The sequence below is a fragment of the Hominimerdicola intestinalis genome (assembly GCF_054655215.1).
On sequence record NZ_BAAHNZ010000011.1, the window covers coordinates 40,380 to 61,428 of the forward strand.

19 protein-coding genes, 1 pseudogene and 1 riboswitch are annotated in these 21,049 nt (G+C 44.1%); of the genes and pseudogenes, 17 read left to right on the top strand and 3 right to left on the bottom strand.

The window, feature by feature from the left end:
• Nucleotides 1-3: 3 nt before the first annotated feature.
• The 10 genes from leuS to ACYQ0H_RS10000 all read left to right on the top strand — a co-directional run bounded on the left by leuS (nt 4) and on the right by ACYQ0H_RS10000 (nt 8,998).
• Complete coding sequence (leuS, locus tag ACYQ0H_RS09955) at nt 4-2,439, top strand: leucine--tRNA ligase (RefSeq protein WP_459812685.1); 2,436 nt, start codon at nt 4-6, stop codon at nt 2,437-2,439.
• 16 nt (nt 2,440-2,455) lie between these two features.
• Nucleotides 2,456-2,944, top strand: coding sequence for a hypothetical protein (locus tag ACYQ0H_RS09960; protein ID WP_459812686.1), 489 nt, complete (start codon nt 2,456-2,458; stop codon nt 2,942-2,944).
• Nucleotides 2,945-3,181: 237 nt separating this feature from the next.
• Nucleotides 3,182-3,355 (top strand): 30S ribosomal protein S21, encoded by a 174-nt coding sequence (gene rpsU / locus ACYQ0H_RS09965; protein WP_002847085.1) that lies wholly within the window; start codon nt 3,182-3,184, stop codon nt 3,353-3,355.
• Between the two features lie 166 nt (nt 3,356-3,521).
• Nucleotides 3,522-4,022, top strand: coding sequence for a YqeG family HAD IIIA-type phosphatase (locus tag ACYQ0H_RS09970; RefSeq protein WP_459812687.1), 501 nt, complete (start codon nt 3,522-3,524; stop codon nt 4,020-4,022).
• Nucleotides 4,023-4,078: 56 nt separating this feature from the next.
• Nucleotides 4,079-4,936: a TIM barrel protein gene (locus ACYQ0H_RS09975; RefSeq protein WP_459812688.1), complete on the top strand. Its 858-nt coding sequence runs from the start codon at nt 4,079-4,081 to the stop codon at nt 4,934-4,936.
• Nucleotides 4,937-5,099: 163 nt separating this feature from the next.
• Nucleotides 5,100-5,537: a type II 3-dehydroquinate dehydratase gene (gene aroQ / locus ACYQ0H_RS09980; protein WP_459812689.1), complete on the top strand. Its 438-nt coding sequence runs from the start codon at nt 5,100-5,102 to the stop codon at nt 5,535-5,537.
• Between the two features lie 5 nt (nt 5,538-5,542).
• Nucleotides 5,543-6,649 carry an aminopeptidase P family protein gene (locus tag ACYQ0H_RS09985; protein WP_459812690.1) on the top strand — a complete coding sequence of 369 codons (1,107 nt, stop codon included), beginning with the start codon at nt 5,543-5,545 and terminating at the stop codon, nt 6,647-6,649.
• A gap of 389 nt (nt 6,650-7,038) precedes the next feature.
• Nucleotides 7,039-7,596, top strand: coding sequence for an elongation factor P (efp, locus tag ACYQ0H_RS09990; RefSeq protein ID WP_459812691.1), 558 nt, complete (start codon nt 7,039-7,041; stop codon nt 7,594-7,596).
• 36 nt (nt 7,597-7,632) lie between these two features.
• The gene (locus tag ACYQ0H_RS09995; protein ID WP_459812692.1) at nt 7,633-8,043 is read left to right on the top strand and encodes a CD1247 N-terminal domain-containing protein; all 411 of its coding nucleotides are present in this window, start codon (nt 7,633-7,635) and stop codon (nt 8,041-8,043) included.
• A gap of 23 nt (nt 8,044-8,066) precedes the next feature.
• Nucleotides 8,067-8,195: riboswitch (FMN riboswitch) on the top strand.
• Between the two features lie 122 nt (nt 8,196-8,317).
• On the top strand, nt 8,318-8,998 hold the full coding sequence (locus ACYQ0H_RS10000) for an ECF transporter S component (RefSeq protein ID WP_459812693.1): 681 nt from the start codon (nt 8,318-8,320) through the stop codon (nt 8,996-8,998).
• A 708-nt stretch (nt 8,999-9,706) separates the two neighbouring features.
• Here ACYQ0H_RS10000 and ACYQ0H_RS10005 read toward each other — a convergent pair.
• The 3 genes and pseudogenes from ACYQ0H_RS10005 to ACYQ0H_RS10015 all read right to left on the bottom strand — a co-directional run.
• Nucleotides 9,707-10,216: pseudogene (locus ACYQ0H_RS10005) on the bottom strand (hypothetical protein); the annotation flags it as partial.
• A gap of 196 nt (nt 10,217-10,412) precedes the next feature.
• Complete coding sequence (locus ACYQ0H_RS10010) at nt 10,413-11,525, bottom strand: tetratricopeptide repeat-containing glycosyltransferase family 2 protein (RefSeq protein ID WP_459812694.1); 1,113 nt, start codon at nt 11,523-11,525, stop codon at nt 10,413-10,415.
• Nucleotides 11,522-12,283 (bottom strand): hypothetical protein, encoded by a 762-nt coding sequence (locus tag ACYQ0H_RS10015; RefSeq protein WP_459812695.1) that lies wholly within the window; start codon nt 12,281-12,283, stop codon nt 11,522-11,524. Before ACYQ0H_RS10015 ends, ACYQ0H_RS10010 begins: the two co-directional genes overlap by 4 nt.
• A gap of 239 nt (nt 12,284-12,522) precedes the next feature.
• Between ACYQ0H_RS10015 and ACYQ0H_RS10020 the strand changes: the two genes are divergently transcribed.
• From ACYQ0H_RS10020 to ACYQ0H_RS10050, 7 genes are all read left to right on the top strand, one after another.
• Nucleotides 12,523-13,188, top strand: a complete 666-nt coding sequence (locus ACYQ0H_RS10020) for an ABC transporter ATP-binding protein (protein WP_459812696.1) — start codon at nt 12,523-12,525, stop codon at nt 13,186-13,188.
• Nucleotides 13,189-15,702, top strand: coding sequence for an FtsX-like permease family protein (locus tag ACYQ0H_RS10025; RefSeq protein ID WP_459812697.1), 2,514 nt, complete (start codon nt 13,189-13,191; stop codon nt 15,700-15,702).
• Nucleotides 15,703-15,812: 110 nt separating this feature from the next.
• Complete coding sequence (locus ACYQ0H_RS10030) at nt 15,813-16,487, top strand: response regulator transcription factor (protein ID WP_459812698.1); 675 nt, start codon at nt 15,813-15,815, stop codon at nt 16,485-16,487.
• Nucleotide 16,488: 1 nt separating this feature from the next.
• On the top strand, nt 16,489-17,514 hold the full coding sequence (locus ACYQ0H_RS10035; RefSeq protein ID WP_459812723.1) for a sensor histidine kinase: 1,026 nt from the start codon (nt 16,489-16,491) through the stop codon (nt 17,512-17,514).
• 125 nt (nt 17,515-17,639) lie between these two features.
• Entirely contained in the window at nt 17,640-18,311 is a 672-nt protein-coding gene (locus ACYQ0H_RS10040; RefSeq protein WP_459812699.1) for a vitamin B12 dependent-methionine synthase activation domain-containing protein, read from the top strand.
• Nucleotides 18,301-20,661 (top strand): homocysteine S-methyltransferase family protein, encoded by a 2,361-nt coding sequence (locus ACYQ0H_RS10045; protein ID WP_459812700.1) that lies wholly within the window; start codon nt 18,301-18,303, stop codon nt 20,659-20,661. Before ACYQ0H_RS10040 ends, ACYQ0H_RS10045 begins: the two co-directional genes overlap by 11 nt.
• A 78-nt stretch (nt 20,662-20,739) precedes the next feature.
• Nucleotides 20,740-20,994, top strand: coding sequence for a hypothetical protein (locus ACYQ0H_RS10050; protein ID WP_459812701.1), 255 nt, complete (start codon nt 20,740-20,742; stop codon nt 20,992-20,994).
• The last annotated feature ends 55 nt before the right edge of the window (nt 20,995-21,049 follow it).

Consider the following 21,049-nt stretch of genomic DNA (forward strand, 5'->3'; position numbering starts at 1 on the left):
AAAATGAAGTATGATTTTTCAGCTATCGAAAAAAAATGGCAAACATATTGGGAGGAGCATGAAACCTTTAAAACTGATGTCTGGGACTTTTCCAAGCCTAAGTTTTATGCTTTGGATATGTTTCCGTATCCGTCGGGAGTAGGCTTGCATGCCGGTCATCCGGAGGGATATACTGCGACCGATATAATTTCAAGAATGAAGAGAATGCAGGGATATAATGTTCTTCATCCTATGGGTTATGATTCCTTCGGTCTGCCTGCGGAGCAGTATGCCGTAAACACAGGAAATCACCCAAACGGCTTCACACAGGAGAATATAAAGACTTTCTCAAAGCAGCTGAAGGAGCTGGGTTTTGATTATGACTGGAGCAAAATGGTGGCTACGAGCGACCCAAAATTCTATAAGTGGACTCAGTGGATCTTCAAGCAGCTGTATCTTGACGGATATGCTCAGTATATAGATATGCCCGTAAACTGGTGTGAGGAGCTTGGCACGGTGCTTTCAAACGACGAGGTAGTCGACGGTAAATCTGAGCGCGGAGGATATCCCGTTGTAAGAAAGAATATGAAGCAGTGGGTGATCAACCAGCCTGCGTTTGCAGAAGAGCTTCTTGAAGGCCTTGATGAAATAGACTGGCCTGAATCCACAAAGCTTATGCAGAGAAACTGGATAGGAAAGTCAACAGGCGTCGAGGTCAAGTTTAATATTGTCGGCGGCGGAGAATTTTCGATTTTTACGACCTGTATTGAAACTATATACGGTATTACGTTTATGGTTCTTGCTCCCGACGGTGAAATAGTCAAGCAGCTTATGCCCAGAATTGAAAATAAGGACGAGGTTCAGGAGTATATCAACGAAACGCTCAAAAAGAACGATATGGACAGAACCGAGCTTAATAAAGCCAAATCGGGCTGCGAGCTTAAAGGCGTTACCTGTATCAACCCTGTAAATAACAAGGAAGTAAGAATGTTTATCGGCGATTTCGTTCTTGCAAGCTATGGTACGGGTGCGGTAATGGCTGTTCCTTCTCACGACCAGCGTGACTTTGAATATGCCGTTGCACACAATATAGATATGATTCAGGTTATCGACGGCGGTGAAAAGAACGGTCATATTGATGTTTCCGAAAAGGCTCTTGAAAAGGGCGATTATCTCGGAAAGGGATTTAGACTGATAAACTCAGAGGAATTTACCGGCCTTACTGTTGAAGAAGCCAAGGAAGCCATTACATTAAAGCTTGAGAAAATGGGCGTTGCAAAAAGAACTGTAAACTATCATTTCAGAGAATGGATATTTGCAAGACAGCGCTACTGGGGCGAGCCTGTTCCTGTTGTTCACGGCGAGGACGGTAAAATACACGTTCTTGACGACGAAGAGCTTCCGCTCGTTCTTCCGGAGCTTGAGAATTATAAGGGCGAAAACGGAAAAGCGCCTCTTGAAAATGCGGACGAATGGAAAAAATATGATAGAAACGGCGTAAAGGGAAAAAGGGAAACATCAACAATGCCGGGTTCAGCCGGTTCAAGCTGGTATTATTTCAGGTATATTGACCCGAATAACGACAAGGAGTTTGCAAATCAGGAGCTTCTCAAGCACTGGATGCCTGTAGACCTTTACATCGGAGGCCCTGAGCATGCGGTCGGTCATCTTATGTATTCCAGGATCTGGAACAGATATTTATATAATAAGGGACTTGCGCCTACAAAGGAGCCTTTCAAAAAGCTTGTACATCAGGGTATGATCCTAGGCTCCAACGGTATTAAAATGGGCAAGCGCTTTCCTGAGTATGTCGTAAATCCAAGCGATATTGTCCGTGATTACGGAGCTGATACGCTCAGGCTTTATGAAATGTTTATGGGTCCGCTTGAGGTTTCAAAGCCGTGGAACGACAAGGGCGTAGAGGGGGCAAAAAGATTCCTTAACCGTGTATGGGCATTCTTTACAGAGCCTGAAAACATATCAGACGTAAATTCTCCGGAGCTTGAAAAGTTATATCATAAGACGGTTAAAAAGGTTACCGATGATTTTGAAAAGCTTGCGTTCAATACCGCTATTTCACAGATGATGATTTTTGTAAATGCAGTATACAAGGAAGAAAAGTGTCCGAGAGAATACGCTGAAGGTCTTATAAAGATGCTTTCGTGTATCTGTCCTCATATCGGTGAGGAGATCTGGAGTATTATGGGTCATAAAGATACGATAGCATTTGAAAAATGGCCTGAATATGACGAGAGCAAGACTGTTGACGATACAATTGAAATTGCGGTTCAGGTAAACGGAAAGGTTAAATGCAGGCTTAATGTTCCTGCCGATATTGCTCAGGACGAGGCTGTTGCTCTGGCTAAGCAGGATGATAAGGTCGCAGAAGCGGTTTCAGGTAAAAGCATTGTCAAAGAGATCTATGTTAAGGGAAGATTAGTTAATATCGTTGTTAAATAGTTAAGAGGTAATAATAATGCGGAATGCCGACTATAACAGCAGCAAGCTTGTAAATTGTCCTCATTGCAAAACAAGGCAGCCTGCTCCGGATAACCGCTGGCTTTACGGCAGTCCGATCAAGGTCTGTCCTGAATGCGGCACGGAGTATTTTGACGGAAGATTCAGGGAAATCGCAGTAGACGGATATATTCCCGATGCACTTTCAGTAAAAAAACGTCTGAAAATATCATTGCTGGGGTCAGCTTTTGCTCTGCTTGCAGCAGGTATGTATCTTTATGAAACAAGAATTCTCGGAAAATACCATATCATCTTATGGCCTATCATGATAGGCGGCGGTATTATGGCTCTTATGGGTCTGATCGACGCGGCGGCAGTTCTGAGCGGTAGAAGGGAAAAAGCCTTGGAAAAATTAAAGGCTGAATCAGAAGAAAGAATGAAGGATCCTCTTTATGTTCGGAAGCTTTCGGAATACGGTTTAAGCGTTCCGAAAGAATATCTGAGTTAAAAATGTTTTGGAAAATTTCAAAAAACTATTGACTTTTACACTTGATTATTGTATAATAAAATTTGTAATTATGTTAGCTTAAATGCAGCAGAGCTCAAAGACAGAGAAGCCGGTTGGCTGAGTGGGAACGTCAGGACGTTTCACGGTTTGCGTTGGCAGACCCCTTCACTATTCACCAAGGGTTGTGCTGTGCTGATATGTTGCCTCTGTCACAGGTGGCAAAGGGAGGGAATAATTTTGGCAGAAATTCGTGTTGGTAAGAACGAAACTTTGGATACGGCTCTTAAAAGATTCAAGAGATCGTGTGCAAGGGACGGCGTTATTGCTGAGGTTCGTAAAAGAGAACACTACGAAAAGCCTTCGGTAAAGCGCAAGAAAAAATCCGAAGCTGCTCGTAAGCGTAAATACTAATATTGTAATTGAAAGCGGGCATTGCTGTGTCCGCTTTTTGTTTTTATTTAATAAATTCAAAGGCGGCAAAAAACGCATCCGAGAAAGAGAATATCTCAGCTAATATAATAAAAGGCACTGCCGCTATTTCGGCTGCTGCTGCGGCGAGGGAGTACAGGAGAATTTTATGTTTTTTAAACCGACATACGTTTTTGATAAGGCGGGGGATATAACCCCCGAATTTCTGAAAAAGAAAAATATAAAGGGGCTTATACTGGATCTGGATAATACGCTTACAACGCACAACAATCCCGAGCCGCCCCGTTCAAGCCTTGAATGGCTGGACAAAATGAAAGCCGCAGGAATAAGGCTTATGATCGTTTCCAATAACCATGCTCCGAGAGTCACGCCTTTTGCACGGCAGCTTGAACTGGATTTTGTCAGCGAGGGAAAAAAACCACTTACCTTCGGTTATACTAAAGCAATAGAAAAGTTAGGTCTTGAAAAGAAAAATGTGGCGGCTGTCGGTGATCAGATTTTTACCGACGTGCTGGGGAGCAATCTGAAGGGCATACGTTCAATTTTTGTGTTTCCAATCGAGCCGGAAAAAGGCTTCTGGTTCAGGGTGAAAAGGAAAATTGAAAAAGCATTTCTGCCAAAGAAAGATCAGGGTATAAACGGCTTATGACATAATATTTTATATCAAAAGCATAAGGAACGAGTAATATGGAAAGGAATGATTAAATGTCTGCAAAATTCGGTCCTGCCGGGAACAGCGAGAGCTATTCGGCTAAGTATAAATCAACGGTTCAGGCGCCCGGCTATCTTGAAGCCATGGGACTTGACCATTACGAATATCAGTGCGGCAGGGGAGTTAAGGTATCCGATAAGATAGCTTTTGCACTCAGAGATAAGGCTGAAGAGCATAATATCAGCCTTTCGCTTCACGCACCGTATTTTATTTCGCTTTCTAGTATTGAGCCGGAAAAGCGTGATAACAGTATCAATTACATATTGCAGTCCTGCGACGCCGCAAGCAGAATGGGTGCGCAGAGAATAGTGATCCACAGCGGTTCGTGCGCTAAGCTGAGCAGGGAGGAAGCTCTGGAGCTTGCTAAGGATACGCTTATCCGTGCAAGAAAAGCCGCAATTGAGCATGGCTTTGAACATATCGTTTTCTGTCCCGAAACAATGGGAAAGGTAAATCAGCTGGGTAATCTTACGGAGGTTCTGGAGCTTTGCCGTCTGGACGAATCCTTTGTTCCCTGTATAGATTTCGGACATCTCAACGCCAGGGAGTTCGGCTATATCAAGGGAAGATCGGAGTATGAAAAAATGCTTGACGAGGTTGAAAATATGATAGGCTCTGACAGACTGAAAATTTTCCACAGCCATTTCTCAAAGATAATGTTTACAAATCCCGGCGGGGAGAAAAAGCATTTGACCTTTGAGGATAATCAGGGCTTCGGGCCGGATTACGAGCCGCTTTTGGAAATAACGGCAAAGAAAAAGCTTTCGCCGATCTTCGTTTGCGAAAGCGCAGGAACTCAGGATATTGATGCGCTGACAATGAAGCAGTATTATTCATCGGTTTATAAGTAGCTTAGTGGAATTATTTAAAAGCGGTAAGCTTGACTGTATGAAAGCAGGAACTTTCAAAAGACTTGCAGAAGTTCATAAGTATCTTAAGTCCGTATATAAAGCAAAAGATCTTTAAGGATAATTTTTGCTGTCTTTTAAAATAGGAGTTAGAGAGGTGTTTATTATGAAAAAAATACTTTGTATACACGGGCCGAATTTAAATCTTCTTGGTGAACGTGAGCCGGGAGTTTACGGCTCTGATACCTTTGATTCAATAAATAATGAGATGATCGAAAGGGCATTGAAGCATGAAATACACTGCGAGGTGTTTCAGTCTAACCATGAGGGTGAAATCATTGATACGCTTCATCTTGCACGAAAGAATTTTGACGGTGTAATCATCAATGCAGGTGCATATACGCACTACAGCTATGCGATACGGGACGCAATATCTGCGATAAAGATTCCTGTGGTAGAGGTCCATATGTCAAACATTCACAAGCGTGAGGAATTCAGGCATCATTCGGTGATCGCTCCCGTTTGCGCAGGACAGATAGCAGGCTTCGGAAAGGCTTCGTATTTACTTGCGGTGGACGCTCTCAATGAAATTTTAAAGGACTGATCTTTATGGAAAACAGACAGAAATATTACTCTCCGCTGGAACTGCTCAGGTGTGAAATAAGAAGCTTCTGCGACTGCGCCGTTATAACGGACGATATAAACCGCCGCTATTTTACGGGGATGAGATCAAGCGCGGGTACGTTGGCGGTTTTCTTTGAAAAGGCTTATCTTATCATTGATTTCAGGTATATAGAGAAAGCCCGCAAGACAGTAAAGGACTGCGAGGTTATATTGCAGAAGGATTTGTACAAGCAGATAAATGAACTGTTAAAAAAGCATAGCGCAGAAAAGGTTTCGGTTGAAGCCGATACACTGACAGTTTCACGGCTTGCGGAAATAAGCGACAGGCTTGACTGCGAGATAGACAGCAGCCGTGCGTTAAGCGAATGCATAGGCGAGATAAGAGCCTGCAAGCGCACTGAGGAAATTGAAAAGATAATTGCTGCTCAGCGCATAGCGGAGAAAGGCTTCGAGCATATACTGAATTATATAAAGCCCGGAAGAACCGAGCGTGAGATTGCGCTTGAGCTTGATTACTTTATGCTGAGGAACGGCGCGGAGGCTTTGTCCTTTGACACAATTGCGCTTTCGGGAAAAAATACATCGCTTCCACATGGCGTACCGTCGGATAAAGCAGTTGAAAACGGTGATTTTGTGCTGATGGATTACGGCGCAGTCGTAGACGGACGACACAGCGATATGACAAGAACCGTATGCGTCGGTCAGCCGTCAGAAGAAATGATAAAGGTATACGATACAGTCCTCAAGGCTCAGCTCGCCGGACTATCCGCTGTCAGAGCAGGAATTTCGGGGGCGGAGCTTGACAAAACCGCCCGTGATATTATATCTAATGCCGGATACGGTGAATATTTCGGTCACTCTTTGGGTCACGGAGTAGGTATGGAAATACATGAAGCTCCTACAGCTTCGCCTACCTGCGGAAATATCCTTGAGCCGGATATGATAGTAACGATCGAGCCGGGAATTTATCTGCCTGACAAATTCGGAGTGAGAATAGAGGATTTCGTAATAATAAAAGAGAACGGCTGCGAAAATATGACAAGAGCGTCGAAAGAACTGATAATATTAGAGGAAAATTTTTGTGACCATTGAAGAATTTAAAAAACGTGCTTCCGAGGACGAGGAATGGGCGCCGGGTTGGGACATTATCGACGAGTGTGGTAATAACTCAGAGCGAGCTTGAGGCTTTGAAGGCGGATCACGCCAAGGCTCAGATTTTGGCAGAAATGATAAAAAAGATCATCCGTATCTTAAAACCGACATGAACAGAACGTATAGCTATATGTGATTCTGTCAGTCTGTTAAAAAAATATTAAACTCATAAAAAAATCTTCAAAAACACTTGCAAAAAGCTAAAAAATAGGTTAGAATAAATATAAGGATATGTCTGTGATAATTTTCCGGGCATATATTGAGTGCCGCTTTCCCGTAAATATGGGAAAAACGGTGTTTCCAGAAAAATTATTGGAGGTATATAAAATATGGTAACTGCCGGAGATTTCAGAAATGGTATGACTTTTGAGGAAGATGGCAACGTAATGCAGATAGTTGAGTTTCAGCACGTTAAGCCCGGTAAGGGAGCCGCTTTCGTAAGAGCAAAGGTAAAAAACGTTATTTCAGGCTCTGTTGTTGAAAAAACCTACAATCCAACTGCAAAATTCCCGACCGCTTTCGTTGAGAGAAAGGATATGGAATATTCCTACAGCGACGGTGATCTTTATTACTTTATGGATCCTGAGTCCTATGAGCTTGTTCCCGTTAACGCTTCCGAGCTTGGCGATAATTTCAAGTTTGTAAAGGAAAATATGATCTGTAAGATCCTTTCGTATAAGGGCAAGGTTTTTGGCGTTGAGCCTCCTTATTTCGTAGATCTTGAGGTTACTGAAACTGACCCGGGGTTTGCAGGAAATACCGCTACAAACGCTACAAAGCCTGCAACTGTTGAAACCGGAGCAGAGATAAAGGTTCCTCTTTTCATCAATGTCGGCGACAAGATAAGGATCGATACGCGTACCTGCGAATATATGGAGCGTGCGTAATTGATAAAATATAAAGGATAACGGAGGGAATGTTCTATGGAGCTTTCAAATAAGGTGGCATATCTCAAGGGTCTTATAGACGGACTTAAGATCGACGATTCTACAAACGAGGGCAGGGTACTTCTTGCTATGGCTGAAATTCTCGATGAAATGGCTCTTACAATTGAGGACGTTTCGGACGAGGTAGACGAGGTCGTTGAGCTTGTTGACATTCTCGACGAGGATCTCGGCAATGTTGAGGACGATTTGTACGGCGATGACTGCGACTGCTGCGACGATGATGACTGCGATTTTGAGGACGAGGAAGAATACGAGTGCGTTTGCCCTACCTGCGGCGATACTATCTGTCTGGGCGAAAGCATGATCGAGGAAGGCTCGATCGACTGTCCGAACTGCGGCGAAACGCTTGAGTTCGATTTCAGCGAGATCGGAGAGGACGAAGAATAATCGTTCTTTTATAATTGAATATCAGATTGTTTCAGGGGTGGTGAAAGTCCACACCGGAGGTAATGGGCAAAAGCCTTAGTCCTCGACCACGAAAGTGCTGATTCGGTGAGATTCCGAAACCGACGGTATAGTCCGGATGGAAGAAACGACAGGCGTTTATGCTTTTCAGGCTTCTGGATCTTTTGCTTCAGAAGCCTTTTTTATATTGGTATAAATATCGGTATAATACATAAATCTGCTGTTTCTCCCTAATTGATTTTAGGAGGAATATTTTATGAATAATACAGTAGCAAAAAAGCGTATGGATACAAAGAAGTTAACGGTACTCGCGATGTTCGCAGCGTTAGGCTATCTTTGTTTATTTGTATTCAGGTTCAAGGTTCAGTTTTTATCTTTGGAGATCAAGGACGTATTTATAACTGTTTCAGGTTTTATATTCGGACCGCTGACAGCAGTAGGCGTGGCTTTTGCGGAAGCTCTGCTTGAAATGGTTACTCTTTCGGATACCGGAATATACGGAGCGGTAATGAATTTTGCCGGAAGCGCCGCCTTTGCAGGTACGGCTTCTCTTGTATATAAATACCGCAAAAGTCTTTACGGAGCTTTCTTTGGACTGCTCTGCGGTATTGCCGTAATGACCGGCGTTATGATATTTATGAATATACTTATTACGCCATTGTATATGAAAACCTCAAGGGAAGCGGTTTATGCACTTATTCCGCCGCTGCTTCTGCCTTTTAATCTTATCAAGGGATTTTTGAATTCCGCTTTGACCTGTCTGCTTTATAAGCCGCTTTCAGAGGCTCTGAAGGGTATAGGAATGCTTCCTAAAGCCGATTCCTTCAGGTTTGATAAAAGATCGGCTCTAGTATTGGCGGTTTCGGTGATCGTTGTTGCCGCATCATCTGCAGCTCTTATAATTTTTATGCAGGGCAGTGTAGAATGGGGCAGGTAACGTTTCGTTAGCCGTACCGCAGGCATATGATCTTCTGATATTCATACTCCAGCTGACCGCCGCAGTCGGCAGTTTTGGCAGAAACGCAATAAAATATGTAGATCCCAAAGTTCGTTATGAGCTTTGGGATCTTTTTAGTTCAGACAAGACTGAGTATCAATAATCGCTTATGCGTAAAATGCTGAACTGGATATCATTAAAGGTGTAGTTATCGCTGTCGGTCACTACTTGTAATGCAGCAGGTGAGTTAAGGCGTATAAGCGCATTTATATTAAGAGTTTCCGCTTCTCCTGTGCTGCAGAAGGTCTCTACGGCATGAGTTCCCGGTATCAGGTATCCGTTCTCACTGAGCTGAACGCCGAGAGTTCCGGGCAGGGCTGTGCATACATTAACGGTTGCGGTACCCTGGAACATAACCAGATAAATTCCTGGCTCGTAAACGTCGATATTCGGCGTATTCGGTGCATGATATATTCTGTAGCCTGTCAGAAGCGTATTTTCGGCAAAGACAAGCGCTCCGCCGGGTTTGGTATACTGAGGCGACTGATTTATAGTTGCCAGAGCGTCAGGAAATTCAGTTTTTCCCGTATCTCCCCTCGGTATATAAAAATCAAGGATAAGATCGTCTTCTGTACCTCTGTTCACAATATTTGCTTCTGATCCGGGAGGGTTCGTATATACGTCTCCCAAGCTTACTGATGTGGAACCTCCGGTAGCTCCTGTAGCTCCTGTAGGACCTGTTGCGCCGAATCCTGTAGCTCCCGTAGGACCTGTAACACCGGTAGCACCAGTAGCGCCAGTAGCGCCCGTTACACCTGCACCTGTAGCGCCTGTCGCTCCTGTAGGACCTGTAGGTCCGGTCGGACCCGTAGGACCTGTAACACCCGTAGCTCCTGTAGGACCTGTTGCGCCGAATCCTGTAGCTCCCGTAGGTCCTGTAACACCCGTAACACCAGTAGCGCCAGTAGCGCCTGTTACACCTGTACCTGTAGCGCCTGTCGCTCCTGTAGGTCCGGTCGGACCCGTAGGGCCTGTAACACCTGTAGCTCCTGTAGGACCTGTTGCGCCGAATCCTGTAGCTCCCGTAGGTCCTGTAACACCCGTAACACCAGTAGCGCCAGTAGCGCCTGTTACACCTGTACCTGTAGCTCCTGTAGGACCTGTAGGTCCTACAGGTCCGGTCGGACCAGTAGCGCCAGTAGGACCGACAGGTCCTATAAAGCCGCAGCAGCAGTTATTGCAGCAGCAGTTTCTGTCGCGTGGTTCATCATTGCATTTGGCGTAATTCAAATGCTCAGAACCGGAATAATACTGATAATCTGTTTTATCATAATTTGATGGCATATAATTCGCTCCTGTCGAAATTTCATATCTTTTAAGGCTTTGTCTGGAAGCCTCGTATTATTATATGATGTCAAGGAGAATTTGGTGTCCGATTATTCTGCTCGGTGGAGTTTTTGAACAGAGTATCAAAATACTGCTTATTCAGTCTGACAGCTTCCGAGTCGGGATTAAGCTTTTCCGAAAGCTTATGATATTCATAGGCTTTTTCATGATCTCCTATCCTGTCATAGCATACGCACAGCTGAATATAGGGGATAAAGCCGTAGCATTCCTTTTGAACAAAGGCGCCGGTGTATTCGCTGTATTCGCATTCTAGAGCCCGTCTGTACCAATAAATTGCCTGCTTATACAGCTGCCGTTCGGTAAAAAGATTTCCTATTGTGCAGCAGACTTCGGCTCTTGGGACATCCAAGGCAAAGCTGTAAAACAGCGGCAGCAGGCTAATGTCGGACTTGCCCAGCTTTTCATAGCAATGAGAGAGCTGCATACAGGCATCTATTTTATTCTCGATCCAGCCGTCAGGTTCCTTTAGGAAGTACTCAAAAATATCCGCTGCTTCTCTGTAACGCTTATGATAGAGCAATTCTCTTGCATAATAAAACTGATGACGCGGTTCAAGTCTTTCTCCTGAGGATAGTATGCTTTCATATATATTAAGGTTTCTGTCTGGATCGCCAGAACCGTTCTTGCGGTGTTCTATCTCAATATCAGAGTATAAAAGCCTGCCTCTGGGGGCGATAGTTTCATGGACCTTCCCCTCCCATTTATAACCGCAGTTGTTTTTAATAAGTCTTTCTCTGTAGTATGAAAAAGACGGTCTGTCCTGCTCGTCGAATCCAGCCGCATATTTCATCATTACTATATCGCAGGACGGGTCAAGGCTTTCTTTCAGTTCCAGCAGTTTTTTTGAATTATCAGGCGTAATTACGTCGTCTGCGTCCAGCCACATGAAATAGTCCTTTGTCGCCTTTGAGCACGAGAAATTCCTAGCGGCGGAGAAATCCTGACACCATTTAAAGTCGAAGACCAGATCTGTATACTGCTTTGCAATAGACTTTGTTCCGTCGCAGGAGCCGGTATCGACTATTATTATTTCATCGGCAATAGCTTTTACCTGAGATAAAATACGATCCAGTACCTTTTCTTCATTTTTTACTATCATACAAACGCTTAATGATATCACGGCGTCCTCCTTAGTTTAAGAAATGTAATATTTATCTCTCCTTCAATAGCCGTTGTACCGCTGTTAAAAGTAAGATTAAAGACAGTTTGCTCGGGTACATAAATAATAATATGACTTGAACCTGCTGCACTTGAGCCGGAGGTACCCGTTTTGAAGTAAATTCCTGTTTCAATATGAGCTGCTCCGTTATACGACGGGGTTATCTGGATATAAGAGGCGTCCCTTAAAATAGCTGAAAAGTCATAAGAGATAAGATAGTAGCCCGGAGCAAGGATCACCGATGCCGGAGCGCTGTACCGAATCGTCTCTGTAGGATCGGTCACATTCGGATATATAGGGATAAGGGACGCGTTATTAAGAAGCATCATATAGTTGTTGAATGAAGCGAAAATATCGTCAGGAATACTTCCTTCAGGGCCTGTCGCACCTGTAGCGCCTGTTGCGCCTGTCGGTCCTGTAGGACCTGTAGCGCCTGTTGCGCCTGCCGGTCCTGTAGGACCTGTAGCGCCTGTTGAACCTGTCGGTCCTGTAGGACCTGTAGCGCCTGTTGCGCCTGCCGATCCTGTCGCACCTGTCGGTCCTGTCGCACCTGTCGCACCTGCCGGTCCTGTCGCGCCTGCCGGTCCTGTAGGACCTGTTGCGCCTGTTGAGCCTGTCGGTCCTGTAACGCCAGTAGGCCCTGTTGCACCTATGCAACAGCAGCATTGCCGCGGAAAAGGGCAGGAATATTGCCCGCAGGAAAAATTGTTCTGATCCATAATTCTGTTCCTTTCTGCACATTTATTGTTTTTAGAGTTTTTATATACTATATGAAGCAAGGCGCTGTACGGTTACGGCAGTTGATATGCATAAGATTTTATTAAGAAAATCCGTCACCGAATCGTAAGAAGTACGGGTTAAAATTAAATCAGACAATAAAACAGATGTTATTAAAACAGTTTAAAGGAGGTATGACTGTACGGCGTCAATAAGCAACTACGCTTGTACAGGAAACAAAATGAGTATAATTGCTGCAAGGGATCTGTGTAAGATCTACGGGTCGGGAGAAAATTCAGTCAGAGCTTTGGATGAGGTAACGGTCAGTATTGAGGACGGAGAGTTTGTTTCAATAATCGGTACGTCGGGAAGCGGAAAGTCAACTCTGCTTAATATGCTTGGGGGACTTGACAGACCGACATCGGGTGAAGTCCTTTATTCGGGAAAAAAGATTTTTGAAATGAACGACGAGGAGCTGACAGTATTCAGAAGAAGAAATATAGGCTTTGTTTTTCAGAACTATAATCTTGTTCCGGTACTGAACGTATATGAAAATATCGTTCTGCCTATCGAGCTGGACGACGCAGAAATAGATAAAAGCTATGTTGATACGATAATAAAAACACTCGGTCTTGATAAAAAGCTTAACTCTATGCCGAATCAGCTTTCCGGAGGTCAGCAGCAGAGAGTAGCGATAGCCAGGGCACTGTCTTCAAAGCCTGCGATAATACTTGCCGACGAGCCTACGGGAAATCTTGACAGCAAAACGGGTATGGACGTAATTTCTCTACTGAAAGTAACAAGCCGGGAATTTGATCAGACGATAGCAATGATAACCCACAACGAAGAGATAGCGCTAATGGCTGACAGAATGATAAGAATAGAAGACGGCAGGGTGGTGGAATAAATGCTCAGGAACAATAACCAAGCCGCCGTTAAAAGAATAAGCAGGCGTTCAATGAAACATAACCGTGCCAGAAATATTTTTGCTGTGCTTGCTATCGTACTTACAACGTTTATGTTTACTGCGGTTTTCAGTATAGGCTTCAGTCTTGGGAAAAATATGAATACAATGCTTATAAGGCAGCAGGGCAGTAAGTCTTCGGTATTTCTTGAAAATCCCACTGATGTCCAGATAGATCAGGTCAAGAAGGCAGATCATCTAAACGCGGCAGGAGTACAGATCCATGCGGGAGAAATAAGTGCGGAAAATGAAGACGATCTATCGGTCACCGTAGATTATTTTGACGAAACGGAATTTAACAAAAATTACACTCCGGCAATAAGCGACATAAACGGAAGCTATCCTGTAAAGGAAAACGAGATAATGCTCTCCGCGTCGGCTATGAAGGCGCTGGGTATACAGGCTCCCGAAAAAGGCATGAATATCCGTATGCAGCTCAGCGGCGGAAGTAAAGCGGATTTTGTACTTTCAGGCTGGTTCAAGGATTATCAGAATTTCGGAAGCGGATATCAGGCTCTGGTTTCCAAAGCATATGCGGACAGTCAGGGACTGACTGTCGAAAAAAACGGCAGGCTTTCAATGTCATCAAAGCCAGGCAGTCAGTCGAAGCTGCTGGAGGAGCTTGAGCATAACGTTTCCTTAAACGGCGGACAGGAGTTTGAAGCTGCATTTGATCTGCAGGAGGAATCCGGCTCAAATTCCCTTATAATCGCCGCTATGATAGGATTGATAGGATTAATTATCGTACTAAGCGGTTATCTGCTGATCTATAACGTTATGTTTATCTCTGTAACAAAGGATATTAGGTTCTACGGTATGCTGAAAACCATAGGAACATCTCCGCTGCAGATAAAGAAAATCGTAAGAATGCAGGCGTTCAGGCTTTCCGTTATAGGAATTCCTTTAGGTATCGCGATAGGAACGGCGGTTTCTTTTGCAGCGGTCCCGTATGCTCTTAAAATGTTCGGCGGAGGAATGAACACGGGAACAATGCCTACGGACATAAGCTTTGATCCCCTTATCTATGCGGTAACGATAATTTTCGGAATAGTTACCGTAGCCGTAAGCTGCCGCAAGCCTGCGAAGCTTGCAAGCCGTGTATCGCCTGTTGAGGCATTGAAATACAGCGGAGTGTCCGACCGCATCAGGAAGAAAGCAAGAAGCTCGGCAGCCGGCGGAAAGATATACAGAATGTCTTTTAGAAACGTGTTCCGTGAAAGAAAAAGAGCTGTTCTCGTATTTGCTTCTCTTTTTATGGGAACTATGGCTTTTCTGGCCGTAAATGCTTTTACTGGAAGTATGAAGCTTGAAAATTATGTTGAGTATTATCTTCCTAACGATTTTACTATTTACTGTCACAGCGACGAACCCGACGCTTTGGAAACATCTGAAAGACTGGCGGAGAAAATTTCAGGCATAAACGGTATAACAATGTTTGAAACTAACCGTTCGACTTCTGCGGATCTGGAATTTGACCGTGAGCTTTATAAGCCGTTCATTGACAAGGCTATTAAAATGACCGATGAGAAGAATGTCGAAGCTGTGCTTAAGCAGTATGAAAACGGAGATGTAAAATATTCCGTTCCCGTTATCGGAGTAAGCTCCAGAATGATAAGTGAATACAATAAAAAGGCAGTAAATGTAATTGATATTGACAAATTCGAGAGCGGAGAGGCGGCGCTTATCGGAATGGTCAGAAACGACGGCGACGGAGATAGCCTTTTAGGTAAAACCATTACTCTTACCGACTCGGAAACCGGCAATAAGGTGGATATTGAAGTCGGATCTGTAATTTCCCAAAAATCCGATTTCGGTCTGAATATAGGCTATTACTGGGCGGATCTTGCCGCACCGAGCTGTATGATAGTTTCCCAGAACGTAATAGACCGTTTGACTGACAAAGCGGATATAGACGTTATAATTGCGAATTGCAGAGAGGACGCTCAGGGAAGCGCCGCGGCACAGATAAAAGAACTTACCGACAATAATCCGGTAGTTGTCAGAACAGAGATAAAATCAGAAATGATCTCGGATTTTAAAACTTCAATGACGTCGCTTAATGTGCTTACCAGCGGTATTTCAATGGTTCTGATCCTTATAGGTATAATTAACTTTATAAACGTTATGCTGACGGGGGTTTTTACCAGAAGAAAAGAGCTTGCAGTTCTTGAAAGCGTAGGAATGACAAAGAAGCAGGTAGGAAAAATGCTTATGCTTGAAGGAGTATATTACGGAGCTATAACTATTCTTCTTATCTTTACGGCAGGCAGCGGTATAATGTACCTTGTGGGAATGTTTGCTCAGAGTGCGGCGGATTATGCTGTATTCAGTTTTCCGTGGACGCTTATGCTTGCTATATCGGCGGCAATAATGCTTATCTGTGTTGCTGTTCCGGCGGCTGTTTACAGAAGCATTTCAAAAAGCAGCATAACAGAGCGGCTGAGGACAGAAGACTGATCCTTTCGGGCATACGAAAAAAGTATGCCCGTTTTTCTTTACCGGCAATATATTTTATGCTATAATAAATAAAAGCAAAATATACATTGATTTCAGGAGGAGGTTTATTTATGAAGTCGGTACTTATTGCTGAGGACGATCCGGTAATTAACGGAGGTATAAAGTATTTTCTTGAAAAGAACGGCTTAAAGGCTGTTTCGGTATTTTCCTGCGGCGAGGCTGAAAAGGCTCTGAATAACGGCTTCAGTCTTATAATACTTGACATAAATCTCCCTGACGGAAGCGGACTTGAGCTGTGCTGCAAAATAAGAGAGAAATCGGATATCCCGATCATATTTCTTACTGCCAACGATACCGACGAGGATATGATAGAGGGTTTCAGATCAGGCTGCGACGATTATATTTCCAAGCCTTTTTCAGTAGAGGTTCTTCTTCAGCGGATAAAGGCGGTACTGAGAAGAAGCGCCTCGGGGGAGAGCAAGGATATTTTCACATATAAGGGTCTGACAGTCGATTTCGGCAAAATGAATGTTTTCGTGGATTCAGAGCCAGTAAAGCTTTCGGCAACTGAATACAAGCTCTTGGAGGTCCTTATAAAGAATAAAGGTCAGGTGCTTACTAGAAATACGCTGTTTGAAAGGGTCTGGGATATTGACGGCGATTTTATCGATGAAAATACTCTAAGCGTTCATATAAAGCGGCTGAGAAGCAAGCTCAGGGAGGATTCAAGAAATCCGAAATATATAATTACGGTATTTGGTATCGGCTATACGTTTGGTGAATGAAATGAGAACAAGGTATTATAAAAGGAAACGCAACTGTGCTGCGGCAGTATCGGTACTTTCCTCAGCAGCTTTTTCGGCAGCCGTTTACCTGCTGTGCGGAAGCTGGAGCGCTGCGCTCTGCTCGCTGGCAGGAGAAGCTGTGCTTATATTGGTCATGCTTTATATATTAAGGCTGGACGACAGGTTTATAACCGAAACTGCGGCGGATTTTTCAAGGCTTGCCGACTGTCTTGCAGAACTTCAGGAAAGAGAGATCTTCCCCGATAATGAGGATACGGCGGTTTCAAAGCTTCAGAGCAAAATAATAAAGCTTGTAAGGATACTGAAAAAGAAAAATGAAGATTCAAAGGCAGAACAGGAAAGCATAAAAGCCTTGGTATCGGATATATCGCATCAGCTGAAAACGCCTATAGCCAATCTGAAAATGTACACTGATTTTCTTTCCGACGAAGGACTTGACGAACAGAAGCGCAGGGAATATACAGATATTATCCGTATTTCGGTAGACAGGCTTAATTTTCTTTCGGAAAGCATGATAAAGATATCCCGTCTTGAAATCGGTCTTATCCGTCTGGCTATGAAGGAGCAGAGCCTTAACGAAACGGTATTGAAGGCAGTTAAGGACGTATATGCAAAAGCTGTCAAAAACGGCAGGGAAATTGTTTTTAGCGAGGAAAGCCGTATAATTATCAGCCACGACCGCAACTGGACTGCTGAAGCGGTTTTTAATCTTCTGGACAATGCCGTAAAGTATTCAGACGAGAGAGGAAAAATTTATGTTTCAGTAAGAAAGCTGGGTATGTTCGCCGAAGTAGAGGTAAAGAACAGCGGAGATAAAATTCCGGAATCCGAGCAGGCTAAAATATTCAGCCGATTTTACAGAGGAGGAAACGCCGGTTCAAAGGAGGGAATAGGTATAGGACTGTATCTTGCAAGAGAGATCGCCGTTAAGCAGGGCGGATATATAAATCTCAGGTCGGACGGAGGCTTCAATATTTTTTCTTTGTATTTGTTTCATCGGCTCTGAAAAAGATCTTCCGCGCCGCAGGTAAAACGATGATTAATTTCAGCTTGAAAAACCAATAATTATATGGTATAATTGGCACGACAGCCTTATTGAATGGAGGAAGCCCCTGAGGGAGCATAAATATTATGAAATTGACCGCTCTTAATAAAGCCGAAGCTCTGAGATACCTCGGCTACGGAAGCCGTGAACCGGATGAAAGAATACGCAGTCTGCTGGACGAATGTGAAAAAAGGCTGCTGGAATGCATATCCCCCGCTTATATCTACAGGGTGTTTGACCTGAGACGTGAAGGCGGCAGTATTTTTGCTGACGGAACTCTGCTTTCGCTTAAAGGAAAGGACATAGAAGCTCATCTTGAAAAATGCGGCAGGTGTGCGCTTATGTGCGTTACGCTGTCCTCGGGTGCGGACAGGCTTATAAGGCAGCTTGAGGCTGTGGATATGACAAAAGCCGTAATTACAGATTGTCTTGCAAGCGCCGCTGTAGAGCAGGTATGCGATATAGCCGAGGAAGAGATAAAGGCTTCTGTTAAAAACTGCTTTTTTACATGGAGGTTTTCCCCCGGTTACGGAGATTTTCCGATAGATATTCAGCGTAATTTTCTCGAAGTTCTTAATGCACCGAAGAGAATAGGATTAAATACAACCGAAAGCATGATATTGACACCGCGGAAATCGGTAACTGCGGTAATGGGAATATCGGATCATGAAATACCTAAGGGCAGGCGCGGCTGCGTTACCTGCAATATAAGGGAGAAATGCGTATACAGAAGAAAGGGTGAACACTGTGGATTTTAAAACGCTTCTTAAAAATGAATTTGTGTACCTTGACGGGGCAATGGGTACTGTGCTTCAGGCTAGGGGACTTGAAATGGGAGGTATTCCCGAGGTTCTGAATATTGAAAAGCCAGAGTGGCTTAAAGATATTCATAAGCAGTATATCGAAGCCGGCGCGGATATTATCTACGCTAATACCTTCGGTGCAAACCGCTGTAAGCTTGCAGGCTGCGGCTTCGGCGTTTCAGAAATTATAGAAGCCGCTGTTGAAAACGCAAAGGCGGCGCGCGGGAAAAAAAACGTTCTTATTGCGCTTGATATAGGACCTATAGGTCAGCTTCTTGAGCCGACGGGAACTTTGTCCTTTGAAGAAGCCTATGATATTTTCAGGGAGGCGGTTATTGCCGGAAGCGGCTGCGACGTTATCGTTTTTGAAACTATGACCGATCTTTACGAGCTGAAAGCGGCTCTGCTTGCTGCAAAGGAAAACAGCGATAAGCCTGTTATCTGCACTATGACCTTTGAAGAAAATATGCGTACCTTTACTGGCTGCAGTATAAGCTCTATGGCTTTAACGCTGGAGGGACTGGGAGCGGACGCAATAGGTGTCAACTGCTCGCTGGGGCCTAAGGAACTATACCCGTTAGTCAAGGAGCTTTGCTCGTGGACTAGTCTTCCCGTGGTCGTTAAACCAAACGCCGGTCTGCCCGATCCTGTAACAAACGAATACAGTATTGGGCCGGAAGAGTTTGCCGAGCTTATGAAAAGGCTTGTTCCCCTCGGCGTAAAAATATTCGGAGGCTGCTGCGGAACTTCGCCTGAATATATAAGAGCGCTCAGAAATGCAGTTTCAAAGGAAAAGTATATATCGGTCCAGAGCAATATTCCTCCTGCCTGCTGCAGTGCCGCAAATACCGTTATTATAGATCAGCCGAGAGTTATAGGCGAAAGGATCAATCCTACAGGGAAAAAACGCTTCAAGGAAGCGCTGCTTGCCGGGGATATGGATCATATTCTCGGTCAGGGAATAGAACAGCTTCATGCTGGTGCAGATATTCTTGACGTTAACGTAGGCCTGCCTGGAATTGATGAAAAGGATATGATGATAAAAGCGGTAAAGGCTCTGCAGGGCGTTGCGGAAGCTCCGCTTCAGCTTGATTCTACTGATCCGGAGGTACTTGAAGCCGGACTGAGAGTTTATAACGGAAAGCCTATTGTCAATTCGGTCAACGGTGAAGAGAGATCTTTGCAGTCTGTTCTGCCTCTGGTAAAGAAATACGGCGCCTGCGTTGTCGGACTTTGTCTTGACGAAAACGGAATACCGAAATCTGCTCAAAAGCGTTTTGAGATAGCTCAAAGAATAGTAAAACGGGCTGAAAGCATGGGAATACGACGTGAGGACGTATATATAGACTGTCTTACCCTTACAGCTTCGGCAGAACAGGCTGGGGTACTTGAAACTTTAAATGCTCTAGAGCGTGTAAAGAATGAATTGGGCTGCAAAACGGTTCTCGGAGTTTCAAATATAAGCTTCGGACTTCCTGCCAGAGAGATCGTAAATCATAACTTTCTAATGATGGCACTTACCAAAGGACTTGATCTGCCGATTATCAATCCGAATATAGGATCAATGATGCAGACGGTAAGAGCATATAAGCTGCTTGCCGATATAGATAAGAACTCTGTTGATTTCATTGCTCAGTATGGAGTTCAGAAGACTGAGATAAAACCCTCTCAGCAGAATGTTCCAGAGATAAGCCTTGATCATGCTATTGAAAACGGTCTGAAAGCCGAGGGCGCAAAAATAACCGAGCGTCTGCTTGAAAGTACTGACGCAATGGATATAGTAAATAATATGCTTATTCCTGCGCTTGACAAGACGGGAGCGGATTTTGAATCCGGCAGGATATTCCTGCCGCAGCTTATCCAGTCTGCAGGAGCGGCGCAGTCCTGTTTTGAGGTAATAAAGAAACACCTTGCGGAATCGGGAGAAAAAAGTGAGTCTAAGGGTAAGATAATTGTTGCTACGGTCAAAGGGGATATTCATGATATAGGCAAGAATATCGTAAAGGTACTGCTTGAAAATTACGGCTATGACGTTATAGATCTGGGCAAGGACGTAGACTGTCAGCTGGTAGTTGACTGTGCGGTTGAGAACGACGTTCACCTTGTAGGTCTGTCTGCGCTTATGACTACTACATTGCCGAGCATGGAGAAAACGATAAGACTTCTGAGAGAAAAAAACGTAGACTGCAAGATAATGGTAGGCGGAGCGGTGCTTACAGCTGACTATGCACAAAAGATCGGGGCAGACTACTACGCAAGGGACGCAAAGGAATCCTGCGATATTGCCAAAAGGGTACTGGGATAAATTTAATATAGACTGAATAAACTCATATAAAGCCTCCAAGAATTAAGTTACGATACTTAATTTACGGAGGCTTTTATTATGACAGAAAAAACAGTTTCAAAATTCGGAAGAGCTTTATGCGCAGGAATCGCGTCGGCAGTGGTGTTTGCTTCCTTCGCAGACTGCCGGGAGCTGAAAGCGCAGAATATGTCATTGCTGTTTCCTCAGTTTATTATCGGCGTAAGCGTAGAACGTAAAGGTGATACTGATGAAAGGGTAAGAATTGAAGAAAAGGGTGTAAAAACAGAATACTCCTTTAAAATAGCCGAGATTTTCAAACGTATATTCGGATAATATATTACAGCCGAGCCTTTTGGTGCCGTTTCAGGACGCCGGCTGTTTAACTGTA

Coding starts and splice junctions, on each gene's coding strand:
- ACYQ0H_RS09995 (WP_459812692.1), top strand. CDS start 7,633: ATGGAGCTTTCAAATAAGGTGGCATATCTCAAGGGTCTTATAGACGGA.
- ACYQ0H_RS10030 (WP_459812698.1), top strand. CDS start 15,813: ATGAAGTCGGTACTTATTGCTGAGGACGATCCGGTAATTAACGGAGGT.
- ACYQ0H_RS10035 (WP_459812723.1), top strand. CDS start 16,489: ATGAGAACAAGGTATTATAAAAGGAAACGCAACTGTGCTGCGGCAGTA.
- ACYQ0H_RS10040 (WP_459812699.1), top strand. CDS start 17,640: ATGAAATTGACCGCTCTTAATAAAGCCGAAGCTCTGAGATACCTCGGC.
- aroQ (WP_459812689.1), top strand. CDS start 5,100: ATGAAAAAAATACTTTGTATACACGGGCCGAATTTAAATCTTCTTGGT.
- ACYQ0H_RS10020 (WP_459812696.1), top strand. CDS start 12,523: ATGAGTATAATTGCTGCAAGGGATCTGTGTAAGATCTACGGGTCGGGA.
- ACYQ0H_RS09985 (WP_459812690.1), top strand. CDS start 5,543: ATGGAAAACAGACAGAAATATTACTCTCCGCTGGAACTGCTCAGGTGT.
- ACYQ0H_RS10025 (WP_459812697.1), top strand. CDS start 13,189: ATGCTCAGGAACAATAACCAAGCCGCCGTTAAAAGAATAAGCAGGCGT.
- ACYQ0H_RS09960 (WP_459812686.1), top strand. CDS start 2,456: ATGCGGAATGCCGACTATAACAGCAGCAAGCTTGTAAATTGTCCTCAT.
- ACYQ0H_RS10015 (WP_459812695.1), bottom strand. CDS start 12,283: ATGGATCAGAACAATTTTTCCTGCGGGCAATATTCCTGCCCTTTTCCG.
- leuS (WP_459812685.1), top strand. CDS start 4: ATGAAGTATGATTTTTCAGCTATCGAAAAAAAATGGCAAACATATTGG.
- ACYQ0H_RS10000 (WP_459812693.1), top strand. CDS start 8,318: ATGAATAATACAGTAGCAAAAAAGCGTATGGATACAAAGAAGTTAACG.
- ACYQ0H_RS10050 (WP_459812701.1), top strand. CDS start 20,740: ATGACAGAAAAAACAGTTTCAAAATTCGGAAGAGCTTTATGCGCAGGA.
- ACYQ0H_RS09970 (WP_459812687.1), top strand. CDS start 3,522: ATGTTTTTTAAACCGACATACGTTTTTGATAAGGCGGGGGATATAACC.
- ACYQ0H_RS09975 (WP_459812688.1), top strand. CDS start 4,079: ATGTCTGCAAAATTCGGTCCTGCCGGGAACAGCGAGAGCTATTCGGCT.
- efp (WP_459812691.1), top strand. CDS start 7,039: ATGGTAACTGCCGGAGATTTCAGAAATGGTATGACTTTTGAGGAAGAT.